This window comes from Siminovitchia fordii DSM 16014 = CIP 108821 (genome assembly GCF_000374565.1).
Classification (GTDB): Bacteria; Bacillota; Bacilli; order Bacillales; family Bacillaceae_C; genus Siminovitchia; species Siminovitchia fordii.
The window spans coordinates 354,958-381,476 of the sequence record NZ_KB894685.1; the positions used below are offsets into that span (position 1 = coordinate 354,958).

22 protein-coding genes are annotated in these 26,519 nt (G+C 43.5%); 1 reads left to right on the top strand and 21 read right to left on the bottom strand.

The genetic code is table 11. The annotated features are described in order from the left end of the window. Positions 1 to 2: 2 nt before the first annotated feature. The 12 genes from pknB to C509_RS0101850 form a co-directional block, all read right to left on the bottom strand. Positions 3 to 1,961 (bottom strand): Stk1 family PASTA domain-containing Ser/Thr kinase, encoded by a 1,959-nt coding sequence (pknB, locus tag C509_RS0101790; RefSeq protein ID WP_018705185.1) that lies wholly within the window; start codon positions 1,959 to 1,961, stop codon positions 3 to 5. After that, entirely contained in the window at positions 1,955 to 2,716 is a 762-nt protein-coding gene (locus C509_RS0101795) for a Stp1/IreP family PP2C-type Ser/Thr phosphatase (RefSeq protein WP_018705186.1), read from the bottom strand. Before C509_RS0101795 ends, pknB begins: the two co-directional genes overlap by 7 nt. A 51-nt stretch (positions 2,717 to 2,767) precedes the next feature. After that, positions 2,768 to 4,105 carry a 16S rRNA (cytosine(967)-C(5))-methyltransferase RsmB gene (gene rsmB, locus C509_RS0101800; protein WP_018705187.1) on the bottom strand — a complete coding sequence of 446 codons (1,338 nt, stop codon included), beginning with the start codon at positions 4,103 to 4,105 and terminating at the stop codon, positions 2,768 to 2,770. Continuing rightward, entirely contained in the window at positions 4,098 to 5,051 is a 954-nt protein-coding gene (fmt, locus tag C509_RS0101805) for a methionyl-tRNA formyltransferase (protein ID WP_026319630.1), read from the bottom strand. The genes rsmB and fmt overlap by 8 nt, the downstream gene beginning before the upstream one ends. Then, complete coding sequence (gene def, locus C509_RS0101810) at positions 5,039 to 5,542, bottom strand: peptide deformylase (RefSeq protein ID WP_018705189.1); 504 nt, start codon at positions 5,540 to 5,542, stop codon at positions 5,039 to 5,041. Before def ends, fmt begins: the two co-directional genes overlap by 13 nt. A gap of 24 nt (positions 5,543 to 5,566) precedes the next feature. Then, positions 5,567 to 7,969 carry a primosomal protein N' gene (priA, locus tag C509_RS0101815; protein ID WP_018705190.1) on the bottom strand — a complete coding sequence of 801 codons (2,403 nt, stop codon included), beginning with the start codon at positions 7,967 to 7,969 and terminating at the stop codon, positions 5,567 to 5,569. After that, positions 7,966 to 9,168, bottom strand: a complete 1,203-nt coding sequence (coaBC, locus tag C509_RS0101820) for a bifunctional phosphopantothenoylcysteine decarboxylase/phosphopantothenate--cysteine ligase CoaBC (protein WP_018705191.1) — start codon at positions 9,166 to 9,168, stop codon at positions 7,966 to 7,968. Before coaBC ends, priA begins: the two co-directional genes overlap by 4 nt. 120 nt (positions 9,169 to 9,288) lie before the next feature. Next, entirely contained in the window at positions 9,289 to 9,528 is a 240-nt protein-coding gene (rpoZ, locus tag C509_RS0101825; RefSeq protein WP_018705192.1) for a DNA-directed RNA polymerase subunit omega, read from the bottom strand. 1 nt (position 9,529) lies between these two features. Next, a complete protein-coding gene (gene gmk / locus C509_RS0101830) occupies positions 9,530 to 10,144 on the bottom strand; it encodes a guanylate kinase (protein WP_018705193.1) in 615 nt (204 codons plus the stop codon). 9 nt (positions 10,145 to 10,153) lie between these two features. Next, on the bottom strand, positions 10,154 to 10,411 hold the full coding sequence (remA, locus tag C509_RS0101835) for an extracellular matrix/biofilm regulator RemA (protein ID WP_018705194.1): 258 nt from the start codon (positions 10,409 to 10,411) through the stop codon (positions 10,154 to 10,156). 46 nt (positions 10,412 to 10,457) lie between these two features. Further along, positions 10,458 to 11,327 (bottom strand): YicC/YloC family endoribonuclease, encoded by an 870-nt coding sequence (locus tag C509_RS0101840; protein ID WP_245542421.1) that lies wholly within the window; start codon positions 11,325 to 11,327, stop codon positions 10,458 to 10,460. A gap of 288 nt (positions 11,328 to 11,615) precedes the next feature. After that, entirely contained in the window at positions 11,616 to 14,300 is a 2,685-nt protein-coding gene (locus tag C509_RS0101850) for a calcium-translocating P-type ATPase, SERCA-type (RefSeq protein ID WP_018705197.1), read from the bottom strand. A 299-nt stretch (positions 14,301 to 14,599) separates the two neighbouring features. On the opposite strand from C509_RS0101850, the gene C509_RS0101855 reads away from it, so the two are divergent. Then, positions 14,600 to 16,309, top strand: a complete 1,710-nt coding sequence (locus C509_RS0101855) for an Rqc2 family fibronectin-binding protein (RefSeq protein WP_018705198.1) — start codon at positions 14,600 to 14,602, stop codon at positions 16,307 to 16,309. Between the two features lie 30 nt (positions 16,310 to 16,339). On the opposite strand, the gene pyrE is transcribed toward C509_RS0101855, so the two are convergent. The 9 genes from pyrE to lspA all read right to left on the bottom strand — a co-directional run bounded on the left by pyrE (position 16,340) and on the right by lspA (position 26,406). After that, on the bottom strand, positions 16,340 to 16,963 hold the full coding sequence (pyrE, locus tag C509_RS0101860; RefSeq protein ID WP_018705199.1) for an orotate phosphoribosyltransferase: 624 nt from the start codon (positions 16,961 to 16,963) through the stop codon (positions 16,340 to 16,342). A 4-nt stretch (positions 16,964 to 16,967) separates the two neighbouring features. Then, entirely contained in the window at positions 16,968 to 17,681 is a 714-nt protein-coding gene (gene pyrF / locus C509_RS0101865; protein WP_018705200.1) for an orotidine-5'-phosphate decarboxylase, read from the bottom strand. Then, positions 17,681 to 20,881 carry a carbamoyl-phosphate synthase large subunit gene (gene carB / locus C509_RS0101870; RefSeq protein ID WP_018705201.1) on the bottom strand — a complete coding sequence of 1,067 codons (3,201 nt, stop codon included), beginning with the start codon at positions 20,879 to 20,881 and terminating at the stop codon, positions 17,681 to 17,683. The genes pyrF and carB overlap by 1 nt, the downstream gene beginning before the upstream one ends. Beyond that, a complete protein-coding gene (locus C509_RS0101875) occupies positions 20,865 to 21,965 on the bottom strand; it encodes a carbamoyl phosphate synthase small subunit (RefSeq protein WP_018705202.1) in 1,101 nt (366 codons plus the stop codon). Before C509_RS0101875 ends, carB begins: the two co-directional genes overlap by 17 nt. Then, positions 21,965 to 23,251 (bottom strand): dihydroorotase, encoded by a 1,287-nt coding sequence (locus C509_RS0101880; RefSeq protein ID WP_018705203.1) that lies wholly within the window; start codon positions 23,249 to 23,251, stop codon positions 21,965 to 21,967. Before C509_RS0101880 ends, C509_RS0101875 begins: the two co-directional genes overlap by 1 nt. A 15-nt stretch (positions 23,252 to 23,266) precedes the next feature. Continuing rightward, positions 23,267 to 24,151, bottom strand: coding sequence for an aspartate carbamoyltransferase catalytic subunit (locus C509_RS0101885; protein WP_018705204.1), 885 nt, complete (start codon positions 24,149 to 24,151; stop codon positions 23,267 to 23,269). Positions 24,152 to 24,305: 154 nt separating this feature from the next. Then, a complete protein-coding gene (pyrR, locus tag C509_RS0101890; RefSeq protein ID WP_083934505.1) occupies positions 24,306 to 24,851 on the bottom strand; it encodes a bifunctional pyr operon transcriptional regulator/uracil phosphoribosyltransferase PyrR in 546 nt (181 codons plus the stop codon). 180 nt (positions 24,852 to 25,031) lie between these two features. Beyond that, entirely contained in the window at positions 25,032 to 25,943 is a 912-nt protein-coding gene (locus C509_RS0101895) for an RluA family pseudouridine synthase (RefSeq protein ID WP_018705206.1), read from the bottom strand. Continuing rightward, entirely contained in the window at positions 25,930 to 26,406 is a 477-nt protein-coding gene (lspA, locus tag C509_RS0101900; protein WP_018705207.1) for a signal peptidase II, read from the bottom strand. Before lspA ends, C509_RS0101895 begins: the two co-directional genes overlap by 14 nt. Positions 26,407 to 26,519 lie beyond the last annotated feature (113 nt).

Sequence of the window (26,519 nt, forward strand, 5' to 3'; positions counted from 1 at the left end):
GATTAATCTTTCGGATATGATACTTCCTCGTCCAAGATGACCGTATTATCCCGAACAACTTTATATCCTGCTTTTTTTCCTTCTTCTATCGTGAATTCCAATTCTTTTTTCGTAGTGGAATTTATTGTGAATGTTTCTGCCGGGACAGTCATACTGTTGTTCATGTCTTCAATAAAGATTCTGACTTCCTGCGGCTTGCCTTCTTCTTCCGGTTCATATGGTATGGTAATTTCCTTGGTCACTTTTTCAGGAGGTATTTCTTGCTGGCCTTTTGATATGGTCACCTTTACAGTAGAACCTTTCATCAGTTCTGTATCTGGAGCTGGATCCTGCGCCATGACAAGTCCTTCAGGTACATCATCTGAGTATTCCTCACTGGAATAATCAATTTTTAATCCTGTTGATTCTTCATAGTTTTCGAGGCCTTTTTGGTTATAGCCCGATAAATCTTTCAACGTGACCTTCTCTTCACCAATACTTACTTTAAAAATGATTGTCGTTTCAGAAGGAACTACTTCAGAGCCTGGTGCCGGATCTTGCCCAATAATCGTGCCCGGAGCAGCAGAGTCATACTCTTCTTCCTTATCAATATGGTCGAATCCTTCTTTGTCGAGCAGTTCATCAATCTCTTCATAGTCCCTGCCCTTATAATCTGATAGGAGAAATTTTTCCTTTCCTGTGCTCAGATAAATATTGATCAAACTGCCTTTTTTCACTTCACGTCCGGCCTTCGGGCTTGTCTTAATCACTTCACCTTCCGCAACTTCTTCATCTGGAGTCTCAATTGTTTCACCGACTTCAAAACCTGCCTCTACAAGGCTTAAAACCGCATCATCATACATCTCTCCGCTTACATCAGGCACTTGTACTACTTTGGCGCTCATCAGTGAGGGCATAACAATTAATAGAAGCGCAATGGCAATAAGCAAGACTGCTGAAATGGAGCCAACCACCCAGGGCCATTTTTTTCTTTTCTTTGCAACTTTTTCTTCATTCTTCTGTTTTGCTGGCTCTTTATTATCGATTTTATGGACCATTGTATCATCATTCATCGATTCAACATGCTCATCCGTGATGACCGGGATGGCCTTGGTTGCTTCATTATCTTCAGGAATGATGAACTTGGGTTCTTGCAGACGATCAGGATCAAGTGCCGTTTCCAAATCTTTTTCCATTTCTTCAATGCTGTTATATCTGAGGAACGGATCTTTCGCAGTTGCCTTCAATACGATATTTTCCACACTTTGCGGTATATCTGGATTCCATCTTGTCGGCGGGGGAGTTTCCGATTGTAGATGCTTCAACGCTATAGAGACAGCAGACTCACCTGAAAAAGGAAGCCTTCCTGTCAAAAGCTCAAACATGACAATCCCCAGTGAATAAATATCCGACTTTTTGGTCGCCATTCCTCCCCTTGCCTGCTCGGGAGACAAATAATGTACAGATCCAAGCACTGCATTTGTATGAGTGATAGACGTGGCACTCAATGCCATGGCAATACCAAAATCTGTGATTTTCACAATGCCTTCGTGATCTATTAAAATATTTTGAGGTTTTATGTCACGATGGATAATATGGTTATAATGAGCATGCTCAAGGGCAGAAGTCAACTGCTTGACAATATCAATCACTTTTTCAACTGAAATGGGGTAATAGCTTTGTATGTATTGCTTCAAGGTCATCCCATCGACATATTCCATGACGATATAATAGATATTGTCTTCTTCCCCAACATCGAAAACGTTCACGATATTAGGATGGTTCAGGCTGGTCGCTGACTGCGCCTCACGTTGGAACCGACGGATGAATTCTTCTTCGTCCGCAAAATCCAATCTTAATATCTTCACCGCAACATCCCGGTCCAATATCATGTCATGGGCCAGATAAACGTTGGCCATTCCGCCGCCGCCAATCATTTTTATGATTTTATAGCGCCCGCTAATTCTTTTTCCGATCAGCATTCCTTGCACCTGCTTTCATCGCGGGCCGCATACTCTATGATGGCAAGTGATATATTATCTTCTCCGCCATATTGATTGGCCAGGTCTATCAATCGATCAGCCTTCTCTTCTTTTGTCAAAGATGCTTTTAATGTATGTTCCATTTCAATTTTACTTACCTTGTCGGATAAACCGTCCGAACAAAGCAGTATTTTGTCCCCTTCTTCAAAAGTAATGGTTTTTGTATCTATTTCTATTTCCTCTTGTGTCCCTGCGGCTTTTAATACGATATTTTTCCTGGGATGATGCACAGCATCTTCAGGTGATATTTGGCCTGTTTTGACAAGCTCGTTCACAAAAGAGTGATCTTCTGTCAATTGGACGTAGCCCTGCTCATTCATTACATAACAGCGGCTGTCCCCGACATTCGCCACCGTGGCAAACCTCTCTGTGCAGATTGCGGCAACAATTGTGGTCCCCATACCTTCACACTGTGTGTTTTCTTTCGCATGTTCAAAGATTTTTTTGTTGACCGCAGCAACATGGTCCCGAAGCCACTGTTCTGCTTCTGCAGGCGATAGGGCAGTTCGGACCTCTTCCCAGTGACCCTTTAGATCATTCACTGCAATACCGCTTGCCACTTCACCCGCTTTATGCCCCCCCATTCCATCAGCGACAATAGCAAGCATTTCTCCGTGAATATTAAGGAATATCCCACCATTATCCTCATTTTGCGGTCGGACTCTTCCCTTATCTGTTTTAAAAATTGCCAGCATTTCCAATCACCTCACCCTTATACGTAATCTGCTACTTTCATTCTTTCCATTCTATAATCCTTTTTTTCTGAAAGAGGATATGAAAAACCCGTCTCCACCAAAATCCTGCGGGAAAATTTGTAATAAATATTCATGATCCTTCATTGGGATTCCTTCGGGCATTTGGAGACGATTAGGTTCAAATTCAGGGTGATGTTCGAGAAAATGGGCAGCCGTTTCAACATTTTCCTCTTTATCGACAGTACACGTGCTGAACACAAGCAATCCGCCTTTTTTTACTAGCTTGGACGTTTCATGCAAGATATCCATCTGGACACTTTTTAGTGCATATATATCTTCTTCAACCTTTGAATATTTGATATCGGGCTTTCTTCTCAGTACACCAAGTCCCGAACAGGGGGCATCAACAAGGACTCTGTCAAATGATTCAATCTCAAAGACATCCCCAGCTTTCCGACTGTCCAAGGCCCTAGCCTCAACATTTTCCAAACGAAGTCTTTTAACTTGATCCAAAATCAGCTTCACCTTATGGGGGTGAAGATCCAAGGCCGCCACTTTCCCTGTATTATTGAGCATTTCTGCAATGTGGGTTGTTTTTCCTCCCGGGGCTGCACATGCATCCAGCACTTGCTGGCCAGGTTCAAGTTCCAGGGCATAAGCCACTAACATGGAGCTTTCATCCTGAATCGTAAAAAGTCCTTCTTTATATGCTTTTGAACGCGCAAGATTTCCTTCCACCGCCCTGATGGCTATTGGAATAAAAGGACTCGGGACTGCCGAAACCCCCTCTTCCTTCAATCGATTAATGACATCTTCCCGGGTTGTAAGGGTTTCATTCACCCTTCCAGTCTGAACAGGGGGAAAAAGGTTTTCTTCACACATTTTTTTTGTCTGATCAAGACCATATTGACCAATCCAGCGCTTGATAAGCCATTCGGGGTGGCTCGTCTCTATAGAAAGCCGCCTGGTTGAATCTTTTATTTTGTCCAAAGAGGGAAGCCCTTCTCTTTGGATGGATCTCAAAACTCCATTTACCATCCCGGCTATTCCTTTATGACCGCGTTTTTTAGCAATCTCAACAGCCTCATGAATGATTGCACGATCAGGGATCTTATCAAGGTACACCATCTGGTAAACAGAAAGCCTCAATAGAAGCTTGACCCAATGTTCTACTTTCTTTTTCATAAAAGGGCTCAAATAATAATCAAGTGTCAATTTTCTTTGGATTGTTCCATAGCTGATTTCCGTCAAAAGAGCAGCATCCGGGCCTGTGAATTGATACTTTTTAATGGTTTGATTGAGTATCAGATTGCTGTATGACTGGTTCTTTTCAACCGCTTCAATGATATCCAGTGCAGCCTCCCTGACTTTCTTTTTAGGTCTACTCATCATGACCGCCCAAATTCATTCCTTGCCCAATGAACGAGCCGGCTCCCCTTAAAAATTGAGAAGCGGCCATCCTCTTCTTACCGGCAGGCTGAAGTTCGGTTACTTTTATGGCTGTGTCGTCACCGGTGGAAACGATAAAACCGTCTTTTTCGACTTTTACAATCGTCCCGGGTTTCTCATATTGTCCGTCCTGATATTTTTCAGCTTTCCAGATTTTTAAAACTTCGTTGTTCAGCTTTGTATAGGCGACTGGCCAAGGACGCAACCCGCGGATATGGTCGTAGATTTCGCGGCCTGTTTTGCTCCAGTCAATTTTCTCCTGTTCACGGGTAATATTGGAAGCAAACGTGGCCAAGTCATCATCTTGTGGAATTCTTTCCGCTTCGCCGGAGATTATCTTCGGCAGTGTATCTGAAAGCAGCTCCGCACCCGCTGCACTCAATTTATCATGGAGGGACCCGACATCATCCCCTTCTCCAATCGGAACTTCGACCTGGCTAATCATATCGCCCGCATCCAATTTTTCAACCATATGCATAATTGTAACACCGGTTTTTTCTTTCCCTTGTAAAATGGCATAGTGAATAGGGGCACCCCCGCGAAGTTCAGGCAGAAGAGAGGCATGTACATTGATGCACCCAAGTTTTGGAAATTCCAAAATTTCTTTTGGCAAAATTTGTCCATAGGCTGCCGTTATGATCAGATCAGGACCAATAGCCAATATTTTATCTGTTTCTTCCGCAGAACGTATTTTTTCCGGCTGGATGACAGGTATTCCAAGGTTAACCGCTTCACCCTTCACTGGCGGAGGGGTCAGCACCTTTTTTCTTCCAACTGGCCTATCAGGTTGGGTCACTACAGCCGCAACATGATATCCATCTTCGACAAGTCTTTTTAAAATGGGCACGGAAAAATCAGGCGTGCCCATGAATATTACCTTTGTAATTGTTCTTCACTCCAATCCGTCAATTCCGATTCATGGACATACTCAACCACTTTTGAGGTAAAAAGTACTCCATGCAAATGATCGATCTCATGCTGGATAGCACGCGCCAAATAGCCTTCTGCCTCCAAATGATATTCATTGCCGTATCGGTCATTCGCTTTGACTTTGATGACTTTTGCCCGAGGGACTTTTCCATAAAGTCCCGGAAAACTCAAGCATCCTTCAATGTCGATCTGATTGCCTCTTTGCTCAACAATCTCCGGGTTGATCAATTCAAAGAGCTCTGACTCTTCCCCTTCCCCAATGTCTACAATAGCAATTTGGCTAAGTATACCGACCTGCGGAGCTGCCAGTCCGACGCCATCTTCAGCGATCATCGTTTCGTACATGTTATCTAATAGGCGGTGGAGATCCTTATCAAAGCTACTCACCCGCTCACATTCAGTATCAAGAATTTCATTAGGATAGTGGATGATTTCTAGTATAGGCAATGCTGTCCCTTCTTTCTTTATTCACTACATCATGTTATATGGGTTTATATCAATCGTGATGGATAATGCATCACGGGAAGCTTGAGGATTGTAATGCTCTAGTATTTTTCTCAATGCTGAAAAAAGGTTAGGTTCACGCTTGTATTTTATCAGACATTGATACCGATATCTATCATTGATCTTAGGTATCGGCGAAGCGACAGGACCCAATAGTATCGCTTCTTCAGATATTTTTGATTTTAAGTAGTTTGAGATTTTCTCGGTAACGGCCACCGCCTGCATCAGATCTTCATGGGTGACGGTCACGAGCGCCAGATAATAAAAAGGCGGGTAAGAACCAATCTTTCTCATTGACATTTCCTGGTTGTAAAAGCGTGGATAATCCTGCATGGCTGCCAATTGGATGCTGTAATGCTCGGGAGTATACGTCTGAACGACTACTTCTCCGGATAATTCGTGTCTTCCCGCTCTCCCGCTGACCTGGGTAAGAAGCTGAAATGTTTTTTCAGCTGCCCTGAAGTCCGGTAGATGGAGCATCGTATCCGCACTAAGCACGCCTACAAGAGTGATGTTTGGAAAATCCAGCCCCTTGGCAATCATTTGCGTACCCAGTAAAATATCGGCTTTACCTGATTGAAAGTGTTCAAGAATCCGCTCATGTGCCCCTTTTCTTGTAGTTGTATCCACATCCATCCTTATGATCCTTGCTTCAGGAAGGAGTTTGACCAATTCTTCCTCAACCTTTTGAGTCCCCATCCCAAAATACCTGATATGGTTGCCGCTGCACTCAGGGCATTCTGTTGGAACCCCTGTTTGGAAACCGCAATAATGGCACTTCATTTCATTGGAAGAGCGGTGATAGGTCATCGAGATTTCACAATGTGGACACTGCATGACATAACCGCAATCCCTGCACATGATGAAAGTGGAATGCCCCCGCCGATTAAGAAAAAGGACGGTCTGCTCCCCTTTATGAAGGCGATCCTTTATTTTTTCAAACAGTTCTGTTGAAAACATGGACCGGTTTCCACTTCGCATTTCCTCTCTCATATCAACAACCGAAACAGGAGGCAATTCCCTGTCATTCATTCTTTTGGAGAGAGTGAGAAGGTGGTATACACCTTTTTGGGCTCTCGCAAAAGACTCGAGTGAAGGTGTGGCGCTGCCTAGAATGACTGGACAGCGATGGTATTCCCCTCTTTTGATGGCAACATCCCTGGCATGATATCTTGGAATCTCTTCCTGTTTATAGCTTGACTCGTGCTCTTCATCAATGATAATGATGCCCAGGTTTTCAAAAGGGGCAAAAACCGCAGACCTTGCACCGACGACTACTTTTACTTCTTTTCTTTGAATCTTTCTCCACTCATCATATTGCTCCCCTATTGAAAGTCTGCTGTGCAAGACTGCAACATCGCTTCCGAATCTTCCTTTGAATCGTTCAACCATCTGGGGAGTCAAAGCAATTTCAGGAACAAGGACAATCGCTTCCTTTCCCTGTTTGATCACTTCCTGGATCGCCTGGAGATACACTTCGGTTTTTCCGCTACCTGTAACGCCATATAAAAGAAACGTCTCATGGGTTTGGCGCCCAATGGAATGTAAAATCGGAGTCATCGCTGCCTGCTGATCCTTAGTAAGCGGGAGAGGACTAGTTTTTTCAAAGTCTTTATGCTCGTATGGATCACGATATTCCTCTACCATATGTTCCGATAAAACGCCTTTTTTGATCAGGGCCTTAATGGTAGATGCTGGGACCTCGGCTTCCTTGGCCAAAACAGCCGCTTCAACCATATCTTGATTTGATTTTAACAAGTGATGAATGATTTTTCTTTGGTTGACAGCATTGGAAGGGAGTGTTTGAAGCATCTCCTCCATTTCTGTCTTTTCCACATTCGGCTCAACTGCCCTTTTCAGTTTTTTCCTTGCCCTGTCTTTCACAAAGTAAATCACTTCGGCATTGCCGCTTTGAATTTCTTTATAAAGTGCAGGAAGAAGGTTGCGTTTTTCGGCTTCCTTCCATGAAATCTCCTGCTTATCCTCGAATAATCCTTCAAGCAACAGGCTCGAACCATCCTTCTTTTTGATGACTTTTTCATATTTGGCTTTCATTGCCACGGGGAGCATCGCATGAAATACAGAAACTTTGAAAGATATCGTTTCTTTAGCCATCCAGCTTCCGAGCCGAAGCAGCTCTTCATTTAAAACGGGAGCCAAATCAAGCGGCTGAATAATTTTTTTTATTTTTTCTATATCCGTATGTTCATTTAATTTAACGACAAAGCCCTGTATAGACCTTGGACCGAACGGAACAGCAACACGCATTCCCGGCTGGATCATGCCTTCCCACTTTTTTGGAATAGCATAATCAAATACCCTGTCTGTTCCCAAAGAAGGGACATCAACAATGACCTGTGCTATTGTCAAGAGTGTTCATCCTCCAGCTTTTCCGATATCTCATATAAAATCCTTCTTGCTGTTTCTTTTTTACTTAATAATGGGAGAGAAACGCTTGAAAAATCTTTATGGAAAATTGTAACGATATTCGTATCCCCCGCAAATCCTGCCCCTTCTTCCATTACATTGTTTGCCACGATCATATCGGCATTTTTCTTGATCAGCTTATTCTGCGCATACTCTTCTATATTGTCTGTTTCCGCAGCAAAACCTACTAGAAATTGGTGTTTTTTCTTTTGACCCAATTCAAATAGGATGTCTTTCGTCCTCTCCATTTCTATGGTTACATTTCCCTGCTGCTTTTTCACTTTCGACTCAAACACCTGCTTGGGCCTATAATCTGCCACCGCGGCACTTTTGATGATCACGTCAGATTTATCCGCATTCATCATTACCTCGTCGTACATATCCGCTGCGCTTTCAACATGAATTACTTTTACTCCCCTTGGCTCCGGCAGAGCATTTGTACCTGAAACCAAAATGACATCAGCTCCTAACATCGCTGCTTGCTCTGCAATGGCATAACCCATTTTCCCGCTAGATCTATTGGTAAAATACCTGACAGGATCGATTTTTTCTTTAGTAGGTCCAGCTGTTATTAAAAACGTTTTGTCTTTGAATAGTTTTTCTGTTCCAAAATAGCCCTTCACTTTCTCCAATATTTTTTCCGGCTCTTCCAATCTGCCTTTACCCACATAGCCGCAGGCTAAATATCCTTCCCCCGGTTCTATAAAATCGCACCCCATTTGCAAAAGTGTTTCTATATTCCTTTTGACCGCCGGGTGAGCGTACATATGAACATTCATTGCGGGAGCGATCCAAACAGGGGCTGTCGCCGCCAGTAGTGTTGTCGTCATCATGTCATCCGCTATCCCATTTGCCAGCTTGCCAATTATGTTGGCCGTTGCAGGCGCCACTAAAATGAGGTCAGCCCAATCAGCAAGGTCTATATGGGCGATCACCTCCGGATTATTTTCGATAAAAGTGTCTATATAGACCTCATTCCGTGATAAAGCCTGGAACGTCAGCGGAGTAACAAAATTTCTCGCGGAATCACTCATGATGATTTTCACATTGAAGCCTGACTGTACAAGTTTGCTTGTCAAATCGGCAGCTTTATAAACTGCTATGCCTCCTGTAACACATAACAAAACATTCTTTTTTTCCACAGCAAATATCCCCTTTAAATATTCCTAGTTCGTTCTACTTTATTCCTTCTATTATGAATGATTTTTAGCCTATATAAAAGAAAAAACAACCTATCTTGTCGACAGGTTGAATAGGATAAGTTATGATGTCGGTTCGCCTTTGATTTCATCCTCAGATTCATCGTCTGCTGATTCTTTCATCGTCAAGACACCATTATAGATCTCTTCCAGAGATTTTCCGACAAATTTGTGTGATCTATACTTATCAAGCTGCGGATTATTATCTTCTTGCAACTGACGCGCCCTTTTGGCTGCAATCGTTACAAGCGAATATTTTGAATCAATCACATTCATCAATTTATCAATAGAAGGATACAACATGCTATTTTACCTCCAGCATTTCGATATATTTATCTATGACGCGTTCACTGCGGCAGTGCTCTGCCTGTACAATCGCATTGATTTTATCAACTGCCCGCTCAACATCATCATTTACAACAATATAATCATACATACTTGTCAGTTCAATTTCTTTTCTTGCCGCTTCCATTCGGTTGTGAATCAGATCAACCGACTCTGTTCCTCTGCCGACAATTCTGTTTCTCAGTTCGTCAAGGCTCGGGGGCATGAGAAAGATGAAGAGGCCATCTGGAAATTTATCCCGGACCTGTTTGGCTCCCTGAACTTCGATCTCCAAAAAGACATCTTTTCCAGCTTCCAATGTTTCCTTTACATAATCAACAGGGGTACCGTAATAATTTCCCACGTATTGTGCGTATTCAAGAAGTTTTCCCTCTTCAATCAGCTTTTCAAACTCTTCCTTGGACTTAAAGAAATAGTCGACTCCGTCAACTTCCCCTTCCCGGGGTTTTCTGGTCGTCATGGAGATAGAATACTCAAATTTGGCATCAGGCCGTGAGAAAACCGCTTTTCTGACAGTCCCTTTCCCTACTCCTGATGGTCCGGAAAGCACAATCAATATCCCTTTATCACTCATCTAATAATCCTACCCTTCTTCCTGGCCATTCGAAATTAAACGTTGGGCAACCGTTTCAGGCTGTACTGCTGAAAGAATGACGTGCTCGCTGTCCATAATAATAACTGCACGTGTTCTTCTACCATAGGTGGCATCTATTAACGTCGCCCGTTCCCTTGCATCCTGAATCATCCTTTTGATCGGAGCAGATTCAGGGCTGACAATTGAAATGATCCGGTTAGCAGAAACAATATTTCCAAATCCTATATTTAAGAGCTGTATCGGCATGCTGCTCCTCCAGTCAACTTCGGCTTCTCAGCCTTATTTCAATCATTCATTCGATATTTTGCACCTGTTCTCGCAACTTTTCAATCAACACTTTCATTTCAACAGCCATGATGGCAATGTTTGAATCGTTCGCTTTGGAGCCGATCGTATTTACTTCCCGATTCATCTCCTGTATGATGAAATCCATTTTCCTCCCAATCGGCCCACTCGCAATAAGCGCTTCTCTAAATTGGGATATATGACTTAAGAGTCTTGCCGTTTCTTCACTTATGTCGGCTTTGTCGGCAAAAATGGCAGCTTCGGAAACAATTCTTGTTTCATCTATGTTTTCCTTAACCATTTCATATAATTTGCTTCGGAGTCGTTCAGTATATGTTTTTTGAACCATTGGGGAAAGTTCCTTTGTCTTTTGGACAAGTTCTTCTAGGGAGCTTATGTAGGTATCCAATTCAATGGATAAAGAATTGCCTTCCGTTTCCCGCATTTTCAGTACTTGATCTGCTGCATCTTCGGCAGCACCAAATAATAATGGAAGTACTTCTACGTCAATATCACCTGTTTCTTCGACTAGAACAGCGTTATCCATCCTCAGCAGATCCGATAATGTCGCTTCTTCAGTCAATCGATATCTGATCTTTGCTTCCTTTATAAAATGATAATAACTGTCCAACAAACCCCAGTCAATATGCAATTCTTTGCCTGGAGAAATATTGCCTGACAATTTGACATTCAGTTCAATCCGGCCCCTGTTAAATTGCTTGCTAAGTTGGTTCCGAAGCGGAATTTCAGCCTGGGAAAGCTGTTGAGGCATTTTTATGTGGAATTCGCGGTAGCGATGGTTAACAGTTTTGATTTCAACCTGCACCATGCATTTATCTGTCTGTTTAACACTCCGTCCAAAACCGGTCATGCTCATCACCAAGTGAGTCACCCCCGTTAGAGAAAAGCGAAAGCGCCTTGGTCAGCACGTCGAGGCAGTTTACAAACCACACAGGATAGTGGTTTGAACCTTGCAGAGCTAGATCTGGTTGCCTCCGAACTGCCACATCCTTTAGAGTCGGTGACATCAGGATGTCCTGTCCCTCAAAGCTGGACCAAAACTTGTACTTTTCCTGTCTAAAATGTGTAAAAATATGAATTGTTTTTTTAAACATGAAGAAAAAGGCAATAGATTCCTCTATCACCTTGTTGATTATAACATACACTATCTTCTTTTTCTTGAAAAAAACGTTCCTGCCAGCAAAAAAGTAGGCACTGCACTTAATCCAAGTATCAACAGCCAGTCGCTCGGCACAATCGCCACGGTGTGGAAAATCGGCTGGAACATAGGTACATAAATGACAATGAACATCAATAAAGCCGAGGATATCACTGCCCATACCAAATACCTATTCTCAAAGGGATTTCGTGAGAAAATCGATATTTCACTTCGGCAGTCGAATACGTGTATGAGTTGGGCCATGACAAGTGTAGCAAATGCCACAGTCTGTGCATATGGCAAATTGCTTGGATTCCGATGATAGACGATGACAAAAGCAGCTAAAGTGACAACTCCGATTAGAAATCCTCGGGAAAGGATTTTCCAGCCGAGCCCTCGGGCAAATACACCTTCCTTTGGGTGTCGCGGATTCCTTTGCATCACATTTTCCTCAGGCTGATCCAACCCCAGAGCCATTGCCGGCAATCCGTCGGTGACCAGATTGACCCATAGAATTTGAATTGGAACTAAGGGAAGCGGCAAAGACATCAACATGGCAAACAGCATGACAAGTATTTCACCCACGTTTGATGCAAGCAAATACCGAATGAATTTCCGGATGTTTTCATAAATATTTCTTCCCTCTTTGATTGCAGCTTTAATCGTTGCAAAATTATCATCTAAAAGGATGAGGGAAGAGGCTTCCTTTGCCACATCTGTTCCAGTGACTCCCATCGAGATTCCAATATCGGCAGCTTTGATCGCCGGTGCGTCGTTTACTCCGTCTCCAGTCATCGCTACTATATGGCCTTTGTTTTGCAGGGCATTCACTATCTTCAATTTATGCTCCGGAGATACCCTAGCAAAAACAGATATGTCTTCCACTACGGATTCAAGCTCTTTTACAGTAAGCTCATTCAACCTGCGTCCGTCCATGACTTCTGAATCCCTCTCGCCTTTTGACAAAATGCCCAGCTGTCTGGCGATGGCACATGCGGTTTCCATATGATCACCAGTGATCATCACCGTTTTGATCCCTGCCCTCCTACACTCTGCGACGGCTGCTTTCACTTCTGGGCGTGGAGGATCAATCATTCCCTGTAAACCGATTAATGTCAAATTTTGTTCAACATCATCGGCTCTTTCCGGGATTGTGCCTATCAAAGGCTTATAGGCAATGGCAATCGTCCTGAGCGCCATTGATGCCAGCTGTTTTACGGCTCCATTGACTTCCTGCATCAGTTGATTACCTAGAGGTTTTTGTTTCCCTTCCCACAAGATGGCATCACTTTTTAATGACAGTACATCTGGTGCTCCTTTTGTAATGATAAACCGTTCTCCAGATGGACCTTTGACTATGACGCTCATCATCTTTCGCGCGGAATCAAATGGATATTCCTTTTCAATTGTAAACTGCTCAAGGAGCGACTCTTTTTCGATTCCAGCCTTAGCTCCTGCAATTAACAATGCACCTTCCGTCGGATCCCCATCAACCATCATTTCCTGGCCCTTATATTTCACTTCAGCATTATTGCACAGTGTCCCAAAAGTGAGTAACTGGTAAAGTGCTTTCTCTCTATCGACCTCAACCTTCTTTCCATCAGCGGAAAATTCTCCGGAACCCTGGTAAGATGAATCTGTAACTGTCCATGTTTTTCCTCCGCTCCATAAATGAGTGACAGTCATTTTATTTTGTGTCATCGTCCCCGTCTTGTCTGAACAAATGACTGAGGCGCATCCTAGCGTTTCTACAGCCGGGAGCTTTCGGACAATGGCATTTTTACGGATCATCCTTTGTACGCCAAGTGACAAGGCAATAGTGACAATAGCAGGCAGACCTTCCGGGATAGCAGCTACTGCAAGGGAAACACCTGCCAAAAACATTGTATAAATGTCGTGCCCGTGAAAAATACCTGCTATTACGACCGCAACAGTTAAAAGAAGAGCTACAGATATTAAAATTTTTCCAAGCTGGTCAAGTCTTCTCTGCAAAGGAGTCATGATCGTTTCGGCTGCCTGGATCATCCCGGCAATTTTCCCCATGGCTGTGCCCATTCCGGTTGCAGTTACGATGCCCAGTCCATTTCCTCGGGTGACCATCGTTCCCATGAATGCCATATTATTTAAATCTCCCAGAGAAGGATTGTCATCCGAAATGGGATCTGAATGTTTTTGAGCAGGGATTGATTCCCCCGTTAGGGCCGATTCTTCTATTTCCATATTGTTGGAAACGATTATCCTCATATCGGCGCCTACCCGGTCACCGCTTGAAAGTTTAAGAATATCACCCGGAACCGCCTCTTTTGAATCTATTTTCATCCAACGGCCATCCCGGAGAACAGTAACCTTTGGTGCAGACAAATTTTTTAATGCTTGCAAGGACTTTTCAGCTTTTCTTTCCTGAATAAAACCCAGCAGGCCATTGATTAAAACAATGACCATGATTGCAACCGCATCAACATATTCACCCAGAAGTCCGGATATTAACGTGGCCACCAATAATACAAGCACCATAAAGTCCTTGAATTGACTGAAAAAAAGAAGGATGACAGATTGTTTTTCACCCTCCGACAATTCATTCAGGCCAACCTTTTTTCTCCTCTCATCAGCCATCTTAGTGGACAAGCCTGTCTTTATATTTGTTTGAAGTGATTTTGCCACATCATTTTCATCCATTTGGTGGTATATCATCGCACCCCCGCCTTCCCTCTATGACAAGCAATAGTTGTCCTATCATTGCAAGCTTATTCAGGATAAGGGAGATTCATGATATAATTTTTTTAAAGATAGGCGAAGCGATTCAGGCTGGACGGTTCCTGAGGTGCTAAAGAAATTCCGGCATTACCGCAGCGAGCAGATATTGACGGTCATAGGGATGAAGAGAACCTCTTGTCTCTGAGCACCGCAGCTTGATAATAGAACAGCGCGGTCGCCTGTTTTAGACGTACCTTTCAATTGCTTCACTATAAATAAAGTAAAGGATGTTTTTTATGGCTTTTGACGGATTGTTTACCAGGGCTATGACAAAAGAACTTAATGATACATTGGTTGGCGGCAGGATCAATAAAATTCAGCAGCCTTATAAAAATGAAATGATTATAACAGTCCGTGCGAAAGGAAAGAACCATAAGCTTCTGCTTTCCGCCCATCCCAGCTATTCCAGGGTCCAGTTGACTGAAGAATCATCTTTAAGTCCGGATGAGCCACCCATGTTCTGCATGATGATGAGAAAACACCTGGACCGTGCCATTGTGCAAAATATATATCAGGCAGGCCTTGACAGAATCATCATTTTTGAATTAAAAGGCAGAGACGAACTTGGTGATGAATCAATCAAGCTTTTAATCATAGAGATTATGGGAAGGCACAGTAACATTATTCTTGTGAATAAGGAAAATGATAAAATAATAGACAGCATCAAGCATATTCCGGCTTCTGTTAACAGCTACCGGACTGTATTACCTGGCGGTACCTATGTATATCCGCCTGAACAAAACAAATTGAATCCACTGGAAGCAGAAGTTGACGATATTTTACGGAACATTGATTTTAACAGTGGTAAAATTGACCGGCAGATCGTCCAGCATTTTGCGGGAATTTCCCCGCTTATCGCCAAAGAGATCACCTTCCGCTGCGGCATTGCAAACAGGAGCACACTACCACCTGTTTTTATAGAGTTAATGAAACATTTTAAATCACAACAATACAACTACTCCATTACCACAAACGGGGTCAAGAGTGCTTTTTATCTGATTCCGATTACTCACATGATGGGAGAACTCAAGTCTTTTTCAACTTTAAGCGGCATGCTTGACAGTTTTTATTTTGGCAAAGCCCAAAGAGACCGGGTCAAGCAACAGGCGATGGATCTGGAAAGATTGATGAAGAATGAGAAGGAAAAAAATGAAAAGAAAGTCATTAAACTTGAGGCGACATTGGAAAGAGCTGAACAAGCGGATGAGTACCAGCTTTTGGGTGAACTTTTAACTGCTAATATGCATCTTGTAAAAAAAGGGATGAAGGAAATATCTGTGGTAAATTATTATGACCCTGATGGGGGAACAATCAACATCCCACTCGATCCGCGAAAAGGACCATCGGAAAATGCTCAAAACTATTTTTCCAAATACCAAAAGGCCAAAAACTCTCTTGGCGTAGTCAAACAACAGATTCAGCAAGCCAAGGAAGAGATAACTTATTTTGATGGGCTGCTCCAGCAACTATCTTCTGCATCAGTCGGAGATATCGACGAAATCCGGAATGAGCTGATTGAAGGAGGCTACATCAGACGCCGACAACAAAAAGCAAGAAAAAAGGCAACGGGCAAACCTGCTATCGAAAGATACGAAGCGAGTGACAAAACCGAAATTCTTGTGGGGAAAAATAATACTCAAAATGATTATTTGACAAACAAGTTGGCACGAAGGGACGAAATTTGGCTCCACACTAAAGATATACCAGGATCACATGTCGTTATCCGAAGCACCGACCCGACAGATACGACTATCCAGGAAGCAGCTATACTCGCTGCATATTTTAGCAAAGCACGAGATTCTTCTTCTGTTCCCGTTGATTACACAAAAATCCGTCATGTTAAAAAGCCAAACGGATCCAAACCTGGATTCGTCATTTATGAGCAGCAGAAAACTGTGTATGTAACTCCCAATGAAGAGCTGGTCAGGTCCATGAAGGTTGATTAGAAAGAGGCTGCCTAAAAAGGCAGCCTTCTATTAATTTCCCCAGTCTTCAGGGTTTTCGCGCCAATTGCGAAGTGTTGAAAGATCCCCCTCTTTAATGAGTTCTTTCTTGAATGCAGTTTCAATCAGGTCCGAGTAGCCTGTTAACGAAAATGCTTTGATGCCTTCTTTCTCAAAAGCTTTTTTCGCTTTATCCAGCTCATAAGAAAAAATACTGACAACTCCCAAAACTTCGCAGCCTGCCTCTTTAAGTGCTTTGACAGCAGTGATTGAGCTTCCTCCCGTAGAGATCAGGTCTTCAACAACAACAACTTTCTGCCCTTTTGAAGCTTTTCCTTCTATCTGGTTACCCTTTCCGTGAGACTTGGCTTTTGATCTTACATAACACATGGGAAGGCTAAGAATTTCACTGATCCATGCTGCATGCGGGATGCCCGCAGTAGCTGTTCCGGCAATCAGTTCCGATTCAGGAAATTTGGTTTTAATCAATTCCGCGAGCCCTTCGGCGATTGCTTTTCTAACTTCCGGATAAGACATCGTTAATCGATTATCGCAATAAATTGGCGCCTTCATCCCGGACGACCATGTGAACGGATCGTTCGGCTGCAAAAAGACGGCTTTTATTTCAAGTAAATGTTCTGCAATTGATTGGCTCATTGCTTTACCTCTCCCATTCTGTCAACACTTTTTTATAGGAAAAAACTGGATCGGCCGCTTGTGTAACCGGACGACCGATCACAATCAACGATGATCCCATTTCCCTTGCATCCGAAGGAGTCACGATTCGCTTTTGATCATCGCTTTTGCTTTCAGACATACGGATTCCCGGAGTTACCCGCAAGAAGCCGGATCCAGCTTCCTTTGCAATGGAAGAAGCTTCGTATGCGGAGCATACAACTCCATCAAGACCGGATTCCCTAGCAAGTAACGCATAGTGGAGGACAGACTCATCTATTGACCGGTCTATCAATTGCTCACGCTGCATTTGTTCTTCGCTCGTGCTTGTCAGCTGCGTGACAGCAATTAAAGTGGGGCGGGTCTTACCCGCCTTTGTTCCTTCTTCCAATCCGTATAGTGCCGCTTTCATCATTTCTGTTCCACCTGCCGCATGGACATTGACCATATCGACCGAAAGTCCAGCAAGAACTTTCATTGCCCGTTGAACCGTATTGGGAATATCATGGAGCTTCAAATCAAGAAAAATCCAATGTCCTTTTTCCTTCAAGGATTTGAGGAGCTCTGCCCCCTCTCGGTAATAGAGCTCCATACCAACTTTTATATACAGCTGTTCACCATCAAATCGGCTCAAGAAATCCCAAGCTTTTTCGCCATCCGGAAAATCAAGAGCTATGATCGGCAAATTTTTTCCGTCCATTATTGAACCACCTTTATGCCCGACGGCATTGCTTCAGCTGAAAGAACCATCGATTCAAGAACGTCCAGGATTGCTCTGGCTGTATCCAACGATGTTAAACATGGGATGCCATTTTCAACGGATTCCCTTCTGATACGGAAACCATCTCTTCGAGGCTGCTTTCCTCTTGTAAGTGTATTGATGACAAGCTGTGCATCACCTTGCTTGATCGTATCGAGCAAGTTATGTCCGGGTGCTCCAATTTTATCGACTGTTTGGACCTTAATGCCCGAATCAGTAATGGCTTTCGCCGTCCCGCTTGTAGCAATGATTTGGTAACCGATGGAAGAGAACCTTTCGGCAAGCTTCACCGCTTCATCCTTGTCTTTGTCCGCTACAGTTATCAATACAGTACCGTGGGTTTTAATTTCTATTCCGGAAGCAACCAGCCCTTTATATAACGCCTTTTCCATCGTCCTGTCTTTTCCCATGACTTCTCCGGTGGACTTCATTTCAGGTCCCAGAGTGATATCCACCCTGCGAAGCTTGGCAAAGGAGAAAACTGGAACCTTGACATAAACACCGCTCATTTCTTGGATCAAACCAGTTTCGTATCCTAGTTCAGGCAACTTTTTGCCCAGAATCACTTTCGTGGCAAGGTTTGCCATCGGAATGCCAGTGATTTTGCTTAAAAACGGCACTGTTCTGCTTGAACGCGGGTTTACTTCAATGACATACAGTTCATTATTTGAGATGACGTATTGGATGTTCAAAAGTCCGATAATTTCAAGACCTCTGGCAAGACGGACCGTAGCATCTTCAATTTTTTTAATCATATCTGCACTGATATTTTGCGGTGGATATACTGCAATGGAGTCTCCTGAATGGACGCCCGCACGTTCAATATGCTCCATGATCCCCGGAATCAACACATTTTCTCCGTCGGAAATCGCGTCAACCTCTATTTCTTTTCCTGTCAAATAGCGGTCTACAAGAACCGGATGTTCAGGATTGATTTTTACGGCATTTTCCATATAATGCAGCAGTTCTTTTTCCTCATAGACGATTTCCATCGCTCTTCCCCCAAGTACGTAGGAAGGACGCACCAATACAGGGTAACCAATATCTGAGGCGATTTTTACAGCCTCATCCACTGAAAAAGCTGTCTTCCCTTTTGGCTGTGGTATGTTCAACTCAGAAAGGGCATGCTCAAATTGTTCCCTGTCCTCTGCTCTATCAAGACTTTCAAGAGAAGTGCCCAGAATATTCACTCCACGTTCGGAAAGATCTGATGCCAGATTGATTGCTGTTTGGCCGCCAAACTGCACGACAACACCTATCGGCTGCTCCAAATCGATGATATGCATAACATCTTCAATTGTGAGCGGTTCGAAATATAACTTGTCAGAAATACTGAAGTCTGTCGACACTGTTTCAGGGTTATTGTTTATGATGATCGCTTCGTAACCTGCCTGCTGGATGGCCCAAACACTGTGTACGGTCGCATAGTCAAACTCAATTCCCTGCCCGATGCGGATCGGTCCAGATCCAAGTACGATTACGCTCTTTTTACCTGTTCGCTCAGATTCATTCTCCTCTTCATAGGTACCGTAAAAGTACGGCGTGTCGGATTCGAATTCAGCTGCGCATGTATCTACCTTTTTATATACTGGCACAAGTTGATTGTCTTTGCGCCATTCATAAATTTCCTTTTCATTGCTTTCCCACAGTTTTGCTAGGGTGATGTCCGCAAAACCCATTTTCTTCGCTAGAACAGCCAGTTCAGGGTTATACGGTTCCTTTTTCAGTTTATTTTCAAGCTCGATGATTTTGTTCAGTTTGTGAAGGAAAAATAGATCAATCTTGCTCCAATCATGGATGGTCTGTATTGAAATACCTCTTCTTAACGCTTCTGCCACAATGAAAAGCCGTTCGTCTGTAGCATTTTCAATTCCGGCCTGAAGGTCGGATTGTTCCATCGATCTTGCCTCTTCGTTTTCCAAGTGATACAAGCTGATTTCGAGGGAACGTACCGCTTTTAACAATGATTCTTCGAAACAGCGGCCAATTGCCATGACTTCGCCTGTTGCTTTCATTTGGGTTCCAAGGCTTCTGTTCGCAGATTCGAATTTATCAAAAGGCCATCTCGGAATTTTAGTGACAATGTAGTCAATAACCGGTTCAAAGCAGGCATATGTTTTCCCTGTCACAGGGTTCATAAGTTCGTCTAATGTATATCCGGCGGCAATTTTTGCTGCCAGTTTTGCAATCGGAAATCCTGTCGCCTTGGAAGCAAGAGCGGATGAACGGCTGACTCGCGGATTCACTTCAATGATATAGTATTGGAAGCTCTCCGGGTCAAGGGCAAGTTGTACATTGCATCCTCCTTCAATTCCAAGTGCACGAATCAGCTTCAAAGACGTGTTTCTCATCAACTGAATTTCCCTGTCGCTCAACGTTTGACAAGGGGCCACAACGATGGAATCACCGGTATGGACGCCGACCGGATCCACATTCTCCATATTGCAGACCACAATCGCACTGTCATTTGCATCTCTCATCACTTCAAATTCTATTTCTTTATATCCGGCGATGCTTTTTTCAATCAGGCATTGGTTGACCGGGCTGTTTTTTAATCCACTCGATACAATGGAATCGAGTTCCTCGCTATTTTTGCAAATACCTCCGCCAGTTCCGCCAAGTGTGTAGGCAGGCCGGACAATGACAGGAAATCCAACCTCTTCCACAAAGTCAACCGCTTCTTCCAATGTATGGACGATCACACTTTCGGGCACCGGTTCATTCAGTTCGTTCATCAAGCTTCTGAATTGATCCCTGTCCTCTGCTTGCTCAATGGCTGAGAGTTTCGTACCAAGTATTTCAACTTGGCATTCTTCAAGTACACCTGCTTTAGCCAGCTGCATGGCGATGTTCAAGCCGGTCTGTCCACCAAGAGTAGGCAGGATGGCATCTGGCCTTTCTTTTCTAATAATCCGGCTGACAAATTCAAGAGTCAACGGTTCGATATAAACAGCATCCGCAATCTCGGAATCTGTCATGATTGTGGCTGGGTTTGAGTTGATTAGGATGACCCTGTACCCTTCTTCTTTCAAAGCAAGGCAAGCCTGGGTGCCGGCATAGTCAAATTCAGCCGCCTGTCCAATTACGATGGGGCCTGACCCCACTACTAAAATGCTATTGATGTCAGTTCTTTTTGGCATGGTCATCCACCTTTCTATTGTTTTCATCCATTAATTCCAAGAATTGATCAAATAAGTACTTGGCATCTTCTGAGCCTGGTGCGCCTTCCGGTTCAAATTGTACGGAAAAGGCTGAATGATGTTGGTGAGACAGTCCTTCTATGGATCCTTCATTCAATTCGACATGTGTGATGGTCAGTTCGCTGCCATCCAATGATTGTTTATCCACTTCGAATCCATGGTTTTGAGAAGTGAAAACCACTTTGCCCGTTTCAAGATCTTTCACCGGATAACTTCCACCCCGATGTCCGACAAACATCTTCTTTGTCTTGCACCCATTGGCGAGGGCAAACAATTGATGGCCGAGTCCGATGCCGAACAGAGGAACTTTTCCTTGAATGTCACAAATCGTCTCGATCGCTTCAGGAACATTTTCTGGGTTCCCCGGTCCATTGGATAAGATCACACCGTCTGGCTGTAAAGAAAGGATTTCATTTGCTGAGGTCTTGTAAGGAACGACTGTCACATCACAGCCCCTCTTAGTTAGCTCACGCAATAAGCCATGTTTTAAGCCGAAATCCACGACGATGACATTGTTGCCGCGGCCCGGAGCCGGGAACGGTTTGACGGTTGACACTTGCTTTACTTGATCCGGCAGGCTTTCAACCGCGTGCAGACGGGAAAGATGCGTTTCAATGCCTTCGCCAAATCCGCACATGACCCCTTTCATCGTTCCTTTTGACCTGATGATCCTGATTAATTTTCTTGTATCGATACCAGTAATCCCAGGAATGTCTTTCGCTTTTAAAAATTCTCCAAAGGACATGTTGCTGCGCCAGTTTGACGGATAATCAGCAGCCTCCTTTACAACGACCCCTTTAATGACAGGCTGGATACTTTCGAAATCGTCACGGTTCATTCCATAGTTCCCGATTTGCGGAAAGCCGAACACGATAATCTGGCCGTAATTGGATGGGTCAGATATGATTTCCTGGTACCCGGTCATGCTTGTGTTAAAAATGATTTCACCTGTTGTCTCTTTTTCACTACCGATTGCTTCGCCGACAAAAACTGTTCCATCTTCTAGAATGAGCTGGCGTTTCATCAATTGTCACGTCCTTCCGACCATTTGATTTCTCCATTGACAAAAGTGGCTGCTGGCCAACCTTTGCATGTCCATCCATTGAATGGAGTGTTTTTTCCTTTAGATAAAAACTTGCTTGACTCTATTTGCTGTTCTTTTTCCAAATCGATCAGGGTTATATCTGCAGGCTTCCCTAACGCTAAAGTTCCACAATCCAAGTTAAATGTATTGGAAGGCGCAGCTGTCAACCAATCAACCAATTGCTTCAAGGTGCAGTGGCCTTTCTCCACAAAGTACGTATAAAGCAGCGGGAATGCTGTTTCAAGCCCGACAATTCCAAAAGGAGCCTCCGTCACTTTCTTTGCTTTATCTTCTGCTGTATGAGGGGCGTGATCCGTTGCAATAAAATCGATTGTCCCATCCAGAAGTCCTTCAATTAGGGCTTCCCGGTCCTCTTTTCCACGGAGGGGCGGGTTCATTTTGAAATTAGTGTCATTTGCATCCGTAATATCATCATCACACAGAAGAAGATGATGTGGGCTGACTTCCGCTGTCACTTTAATCCCTGCCCTTTTTGCATCTCTTACTGTCCGTACAGACTCTTTTGTACTGATATGACATACATGGTAGTGGCAGTTTGCTGCTTCAGCGAGCAGTACATCCCGTGCAATATGGACAGATTCGCAAATGGAAGGGATTCCCGGAACACCTGTTTTTCTGGAAAATTCCCCTTCATGAAGGGCACCGCCATAGATGAGCGAATTGTCTTCACAATGGGCAACAATGGCCATATCAAGCTTTGCTGCCTTTTGCATCGCTTCATACATTTTAGCAGCTGTCTGAACACCCACCCCATCATCTGTGAAAGCGAAAGCTCCCGCTTCTTTTAACGCTTTGAAATCGATAAGTTCCTCTCCCTGCAGGCCATGAGTAATGGCAGCATAAGGAAGTACATTGACATGGGCAGTTTCTTTGATGCGGCTGACAAGCCATCCCATCTGTTCTTCATTATCGGGAACAGGATTCGTATTTGGCATGGATGCAACAGTTGTAAAACCGCCTTTTGCGGCAGCCATAGTTCCTGTTGCAATTGTTTCTTTTAGTTCTCCACCCGGTTCCCGAAGATGGATATGGAGGTCCACTAACCCCGGTGTGATAAGCAGACCTGCTGCATCATACTCTTCCTCTCCATTGTTTTCAAGATGAATGCCAACTTCAGCGATAAGACCATCTTTGACCCTTATGTCCATTTCTTTCAATTCACCATTATCTTGCAGTGTGTTTCCATTTTTGATCAGCCAATTCATGCGGAACTCCTCCTTTTATTTATCAAGAATGTGTTTTATGACTGCCATTCTTGCATACACGCCATTTTCCATTTGCCTAAAAATCCTTGATTTACGGCTTTCCACAAGACTGTCGGCAATTTCGACACCTCTGTTTACAGGACCTGGATGCATGATGATGCTTCCAGGCTTCATCCTCTCATCTCTCTCTTGTGTCAAACCGTATCTTTCATGATATTGCTCTGCAGTCAGGTCCATCATTGAATCATGTCTCTCATGCTGGATTCTTAAAAGCATAATCACATCCGAGAACCTGATAGCTTCATCAATATCCACGTAGTTTTGGGCATTTTCTGCGTCACCTTCAAACCATTCAGGGGGCCCCGAGTAAAAAACCTCAGCTCCCAAGGCGGTTAACGCTTCTGTGTTGGACCTTGCAACCCGGCTGTGGCTCAAATCACCGACAATCGTCACCTTCAAGTCTTCAAACTTGCCAAAATCTTGCTTGATTGTCAGAAGATCCAGTAATGACTGTGTCGGATGCTGGCCACATCCATCTCCCCCATTGACTATTTTCATTTGAACTCTTCCTGCGAGAGATTCATAGAAAGCATCCTGTTCATGGCGGATAACAGCAAGATCCACCCCAATCGATTCAAGTGTTTTCAATGTATCTTCCAGCGTTTCCCCTTTTAAAATGCTAGATGTTCCTGTCTCAAAAGGGATCACTTCAATACCTAATTTGCGTTCAGCCATTTCGAAGCTTGTTTTTGTTCTTGTGCTCGGTTCAAAAAATAGGTTGACTGCGAAGGTTTGCTTTGCAGGAGCCCAATTTTCTCCCTTTGCAAATGATTCCGCTGTATGCAATATTTCAAGTATTTCCTCAGTGGACAAGTCCTTCATGGAGAATAGATTATTCATGGCCGCTCACCGTTCTTTCTAAATTGTCATAAAAAAACCCTCTATGCCTTATTTTGGCAAAGAGGGTTTGCAAAACGAAGCCAGGCACAGTTCGCCAGCTTGCTTTAAAAAAGCCTCCCCTTTGCCAGCCTCACAGGACTGAATTAAAAGGGTATTATTCACTTTCATAAATTCCTACCTGATCATGCCCGTCTGTTTCCATAAGCTCAACAACAATCCGTTCAAGACTTGAAGTCGGAATGTTTTTTCCAATAAAGTCTGCCCGGATCGGGAGTTCCCGATGTCCTCTGTCAACCAATACAGCGAGTTGGATTTGGGAAGGGCGGCCAATATCGACCAAAGCATCCATTGCAGCTCTTACTGTCCTGCCAGTGTATAAAACATCATCTACCAATATCACTTTTTTATTCTTGATATCAACCGGAAGGTTTGATCCCTTCACCTCTGGCTCTGTGCTTTCCGTTTTAATTGTCAAATCATCCCTGTACAGCGTGATATCCAATTCACCGACATATATATTCTCGCCTTCAATACTTTTAATCCGATCGGCCAGCCTCTGTGCAAGATAAATGCCTCGTGTTTTGATTCCGACTAGTACACAGCTTTCAATCCCTTTATTCCGTTCAATAATCTCATGGGCAATTCTTGTCAAGGCCCGGTGTATTGCCTTTTCGTCAAGAACAATCGCCTTTGGATCCACTATTTTCACACCCCTTTTTAATGAAAAAAGCCCTCCCGCGGCTCTGCAGGAGGGTACAAACGTCGACAAAATTGTAGCAAAATCAATCAATGCAACTAATCCGTACCTTCCCGGCCTCACGGGACCGATTTAAAGGTCATATTCAACTAATAATAAATATAGACTTCATCTAGACGGTTGTCAATGATTTTGTCGAAGTTTATTTAGCAATTGAGTAAAATAATCCGGTAATGGAGCACTGAATTCTTTGTATTCCCCTGTTCTGGGATGCTTAAATCCAAGAACTCCCGCATGCAAAACTTGCCCGTCAGTGGACAGGGTATTCCTTGGACCGTATTTTGGGTCTCCAACCAGCGGATGCCCGATATATTTCATATGGACCCTGATTTGGTGAGTCCTTCCGGTTTCCAGGACGCACTCCACAAGCGTGTAAGGTTCAAGACGCTCCAGTACAGTAAAATGGGTAACCGCCGATTTTCCTTTATCGGTGATTGCCATACTTTGGCGTTCAATCGGGTCCCTTCCAATTGGAGCATCTATGGTTCCATGATCATGAGGAATCACTCCATGCACGAGCGCAAAGTATTTCCGGGTTACCGTTTTATCTACAAGCTGCTGAACAAGCTTCTCATGAGCATTATCATTTTTTGCCACCATTAAAAGACCTGATGTATCCTTATCAATGCGATGGACAATTCCCGGTCTAAGCACCCCGTTGATACCCGATAAATCTTTGCAATAGGCCATCAGCCCGTTCACTAATGTTCCGGTTGGATGACCCGGCGCAGGGTGGACAACCATCCCTTTCGGTTTATTGACAACCAGAACATCCTCGTCTTCATAATAAATATCGAGACCCATTTCCTCCGGTTCAACATTCAGAGGCTCAGGTTCCGGCACCTCTATAACTATGAGATCTTTTGAGCTGCACTTGTAATTAGCCTTGACCGATTCCCCATTTACTGAAATGTTTCCATCTTTTATCCATTGCTGTACTTGAGAGCGAGACCAATTTTCACCGATGGATGCAATCAGTTTATCAATCCGCTCCCCATTTTCTTCTTCCTTTACTTGATAGTCAATTTTTTCCATGTGTTCTCACCTTTTCTTTTCGTTCTTCCTTAAACATTTGGATAAAAAGAAGAATGACACCAATCGTCAAGGCTGAATCGGCAATATTGAAAATAGGGAAATCATACCCAAAAATATATGTATCCAAAAAATCGACAACTTCTTTTCTGAACAGCCTGTCAATAAAGTTGCCGACAGCTCCCCCCAAAATAAACGCGAGGCTTACTTGGAACAGCGGCTTGCCTTTGGCTTGCGTCTGCATATAGTAGATGATCCCAGAAACAACAATTAACGTTATAATATAAAATAGCCACATTTGACCTTCCAACATTCCCCAGGCCGCCCCTTTATTACGATGGGACGTGAGGTAAAAAAAGTTGTCTATGATTTTAGTGCTCTCTCCGATTTCCATATTACGGACAATCGTCCATTTTGTGAACTGGTCCAAAATGATGACAAACAATGCAATCAAATAATAACCCACGCGCAAACCTCCGAATCGTAAAAGTCGTTCTTTTGAATTTTAGCATAAAAGGTGAATTTTAAATAGGAATTATAAGCTTTAATCGGATTGTAATCTAATAAAAGGAAGAAGCC

Bases quoted from the DNA above. Each gene is read 5' to 3' on its own strand.
- pknB (WP_018705185.1), bottom strand. From the start codon at position 1,961: ATGCTGATCGGAAAAAGAATTAGCGGGCGCTATAAAATCATAAAAATG.
- C509_RS0101795 (WP_018705186.1), bottom strand. From the start codon at position 2,716: ATGCTGGCAATTTTTAAAACAGATAAGGGAAGAGTCCGACCGCAAAAT.
- rsmB (WP_018705187.1), bottom strand. From the start codon at position 4,105: ATGAGTAGACCTAAAAAGAAAGTCAGGGAGGCTGCACTGGATATCATT.
- rpoZ (WP_018705192.1), bottom strand. From the start codon at position 9,528: ATGTTGTATCCTTCTATTGATAAATTGATGAATGTGATTGATTCAAAA.
- gmk (WP_018705193.1), bottom strand. From the start codon at position 10,144: ATGAGTGATAAAGGGATATTGATTGTGCTTTCCGGACCATCAGGAGTA.
- remA (WP_018705194.1), bottom strand. From the start codon at position 10,411: ATGCCGATACAGCTCTTAAATATAGGATTTGGAAATATTGTTTCTGCT.
- C509_RS0101840 (WP_245542421.1), bottom strand. From the start codon at position 11,327: ATGAGCATGACCGGTTTTGGACGGAGTGTTAAACAGACAGATAAATGC.
- C509_RS0101850 (WP_018705197.1), bottom strand. From the start codon at position 14,300: ATGATATACCACCAAATGGATGAAAATGATGTGGCAAAATCACTTCAA.
- C509_RS0101855 (WP_018705198.1), top strand. From the start codon at position 14,600: ATGGCTTTTGACGGATTGTTTACCAGGGCTATGACAAAAGAACTTAAT.
- pyrE (WP_018705199.1), bottom strand. From the start codon at position 16,963: ATGAGCCAATCAATTGCAGAACATTTACTTGAAATAAAAGCCGTCTTT.
- pyrF (WP_018705200.1), bottom strand. From the start codon at position 17,681: ATGGACGGAAAAAATTTGCCGATCATAGCTCTTGATTTTCCGGATGGC.
- carB (WP_018705201.1), bottom strand. From the start codon at position 20,881: ATGCCAAAAAGAACTGACATCAATAGCATTTTAGTAGTGGGGTCAGGC.
- C509_RS0101875 (WP_018705202.1), bottom strand. From the start codon at position 21,965: ATGAAACGCCAGCTCATTCTAGAAGATGGAACAGTTTTTGTCGGCGAA.
- C509_RS0101880 (WP_018705203.1), bottom strand. From the start codon at position 23,251: ATGAATTGGCTGATCAAAAATGGAAACACACTGCAAGATAATGGTGAA.
- C509_RS0101885 (WP_018705204.1), bottom strand. From the start codon at position 24,151: ATGAATAATCTATTCTCCATGAAGGACTTGTCCACTGAGGAAATACTT.
- C509_RS0101895 (WP_018705206.1), bottom strand. From the start codon at position 25,943: ATGGAAAAAATTGACTATCAAGTAAAGGAAGAAGAAAATGGGGAGCGG.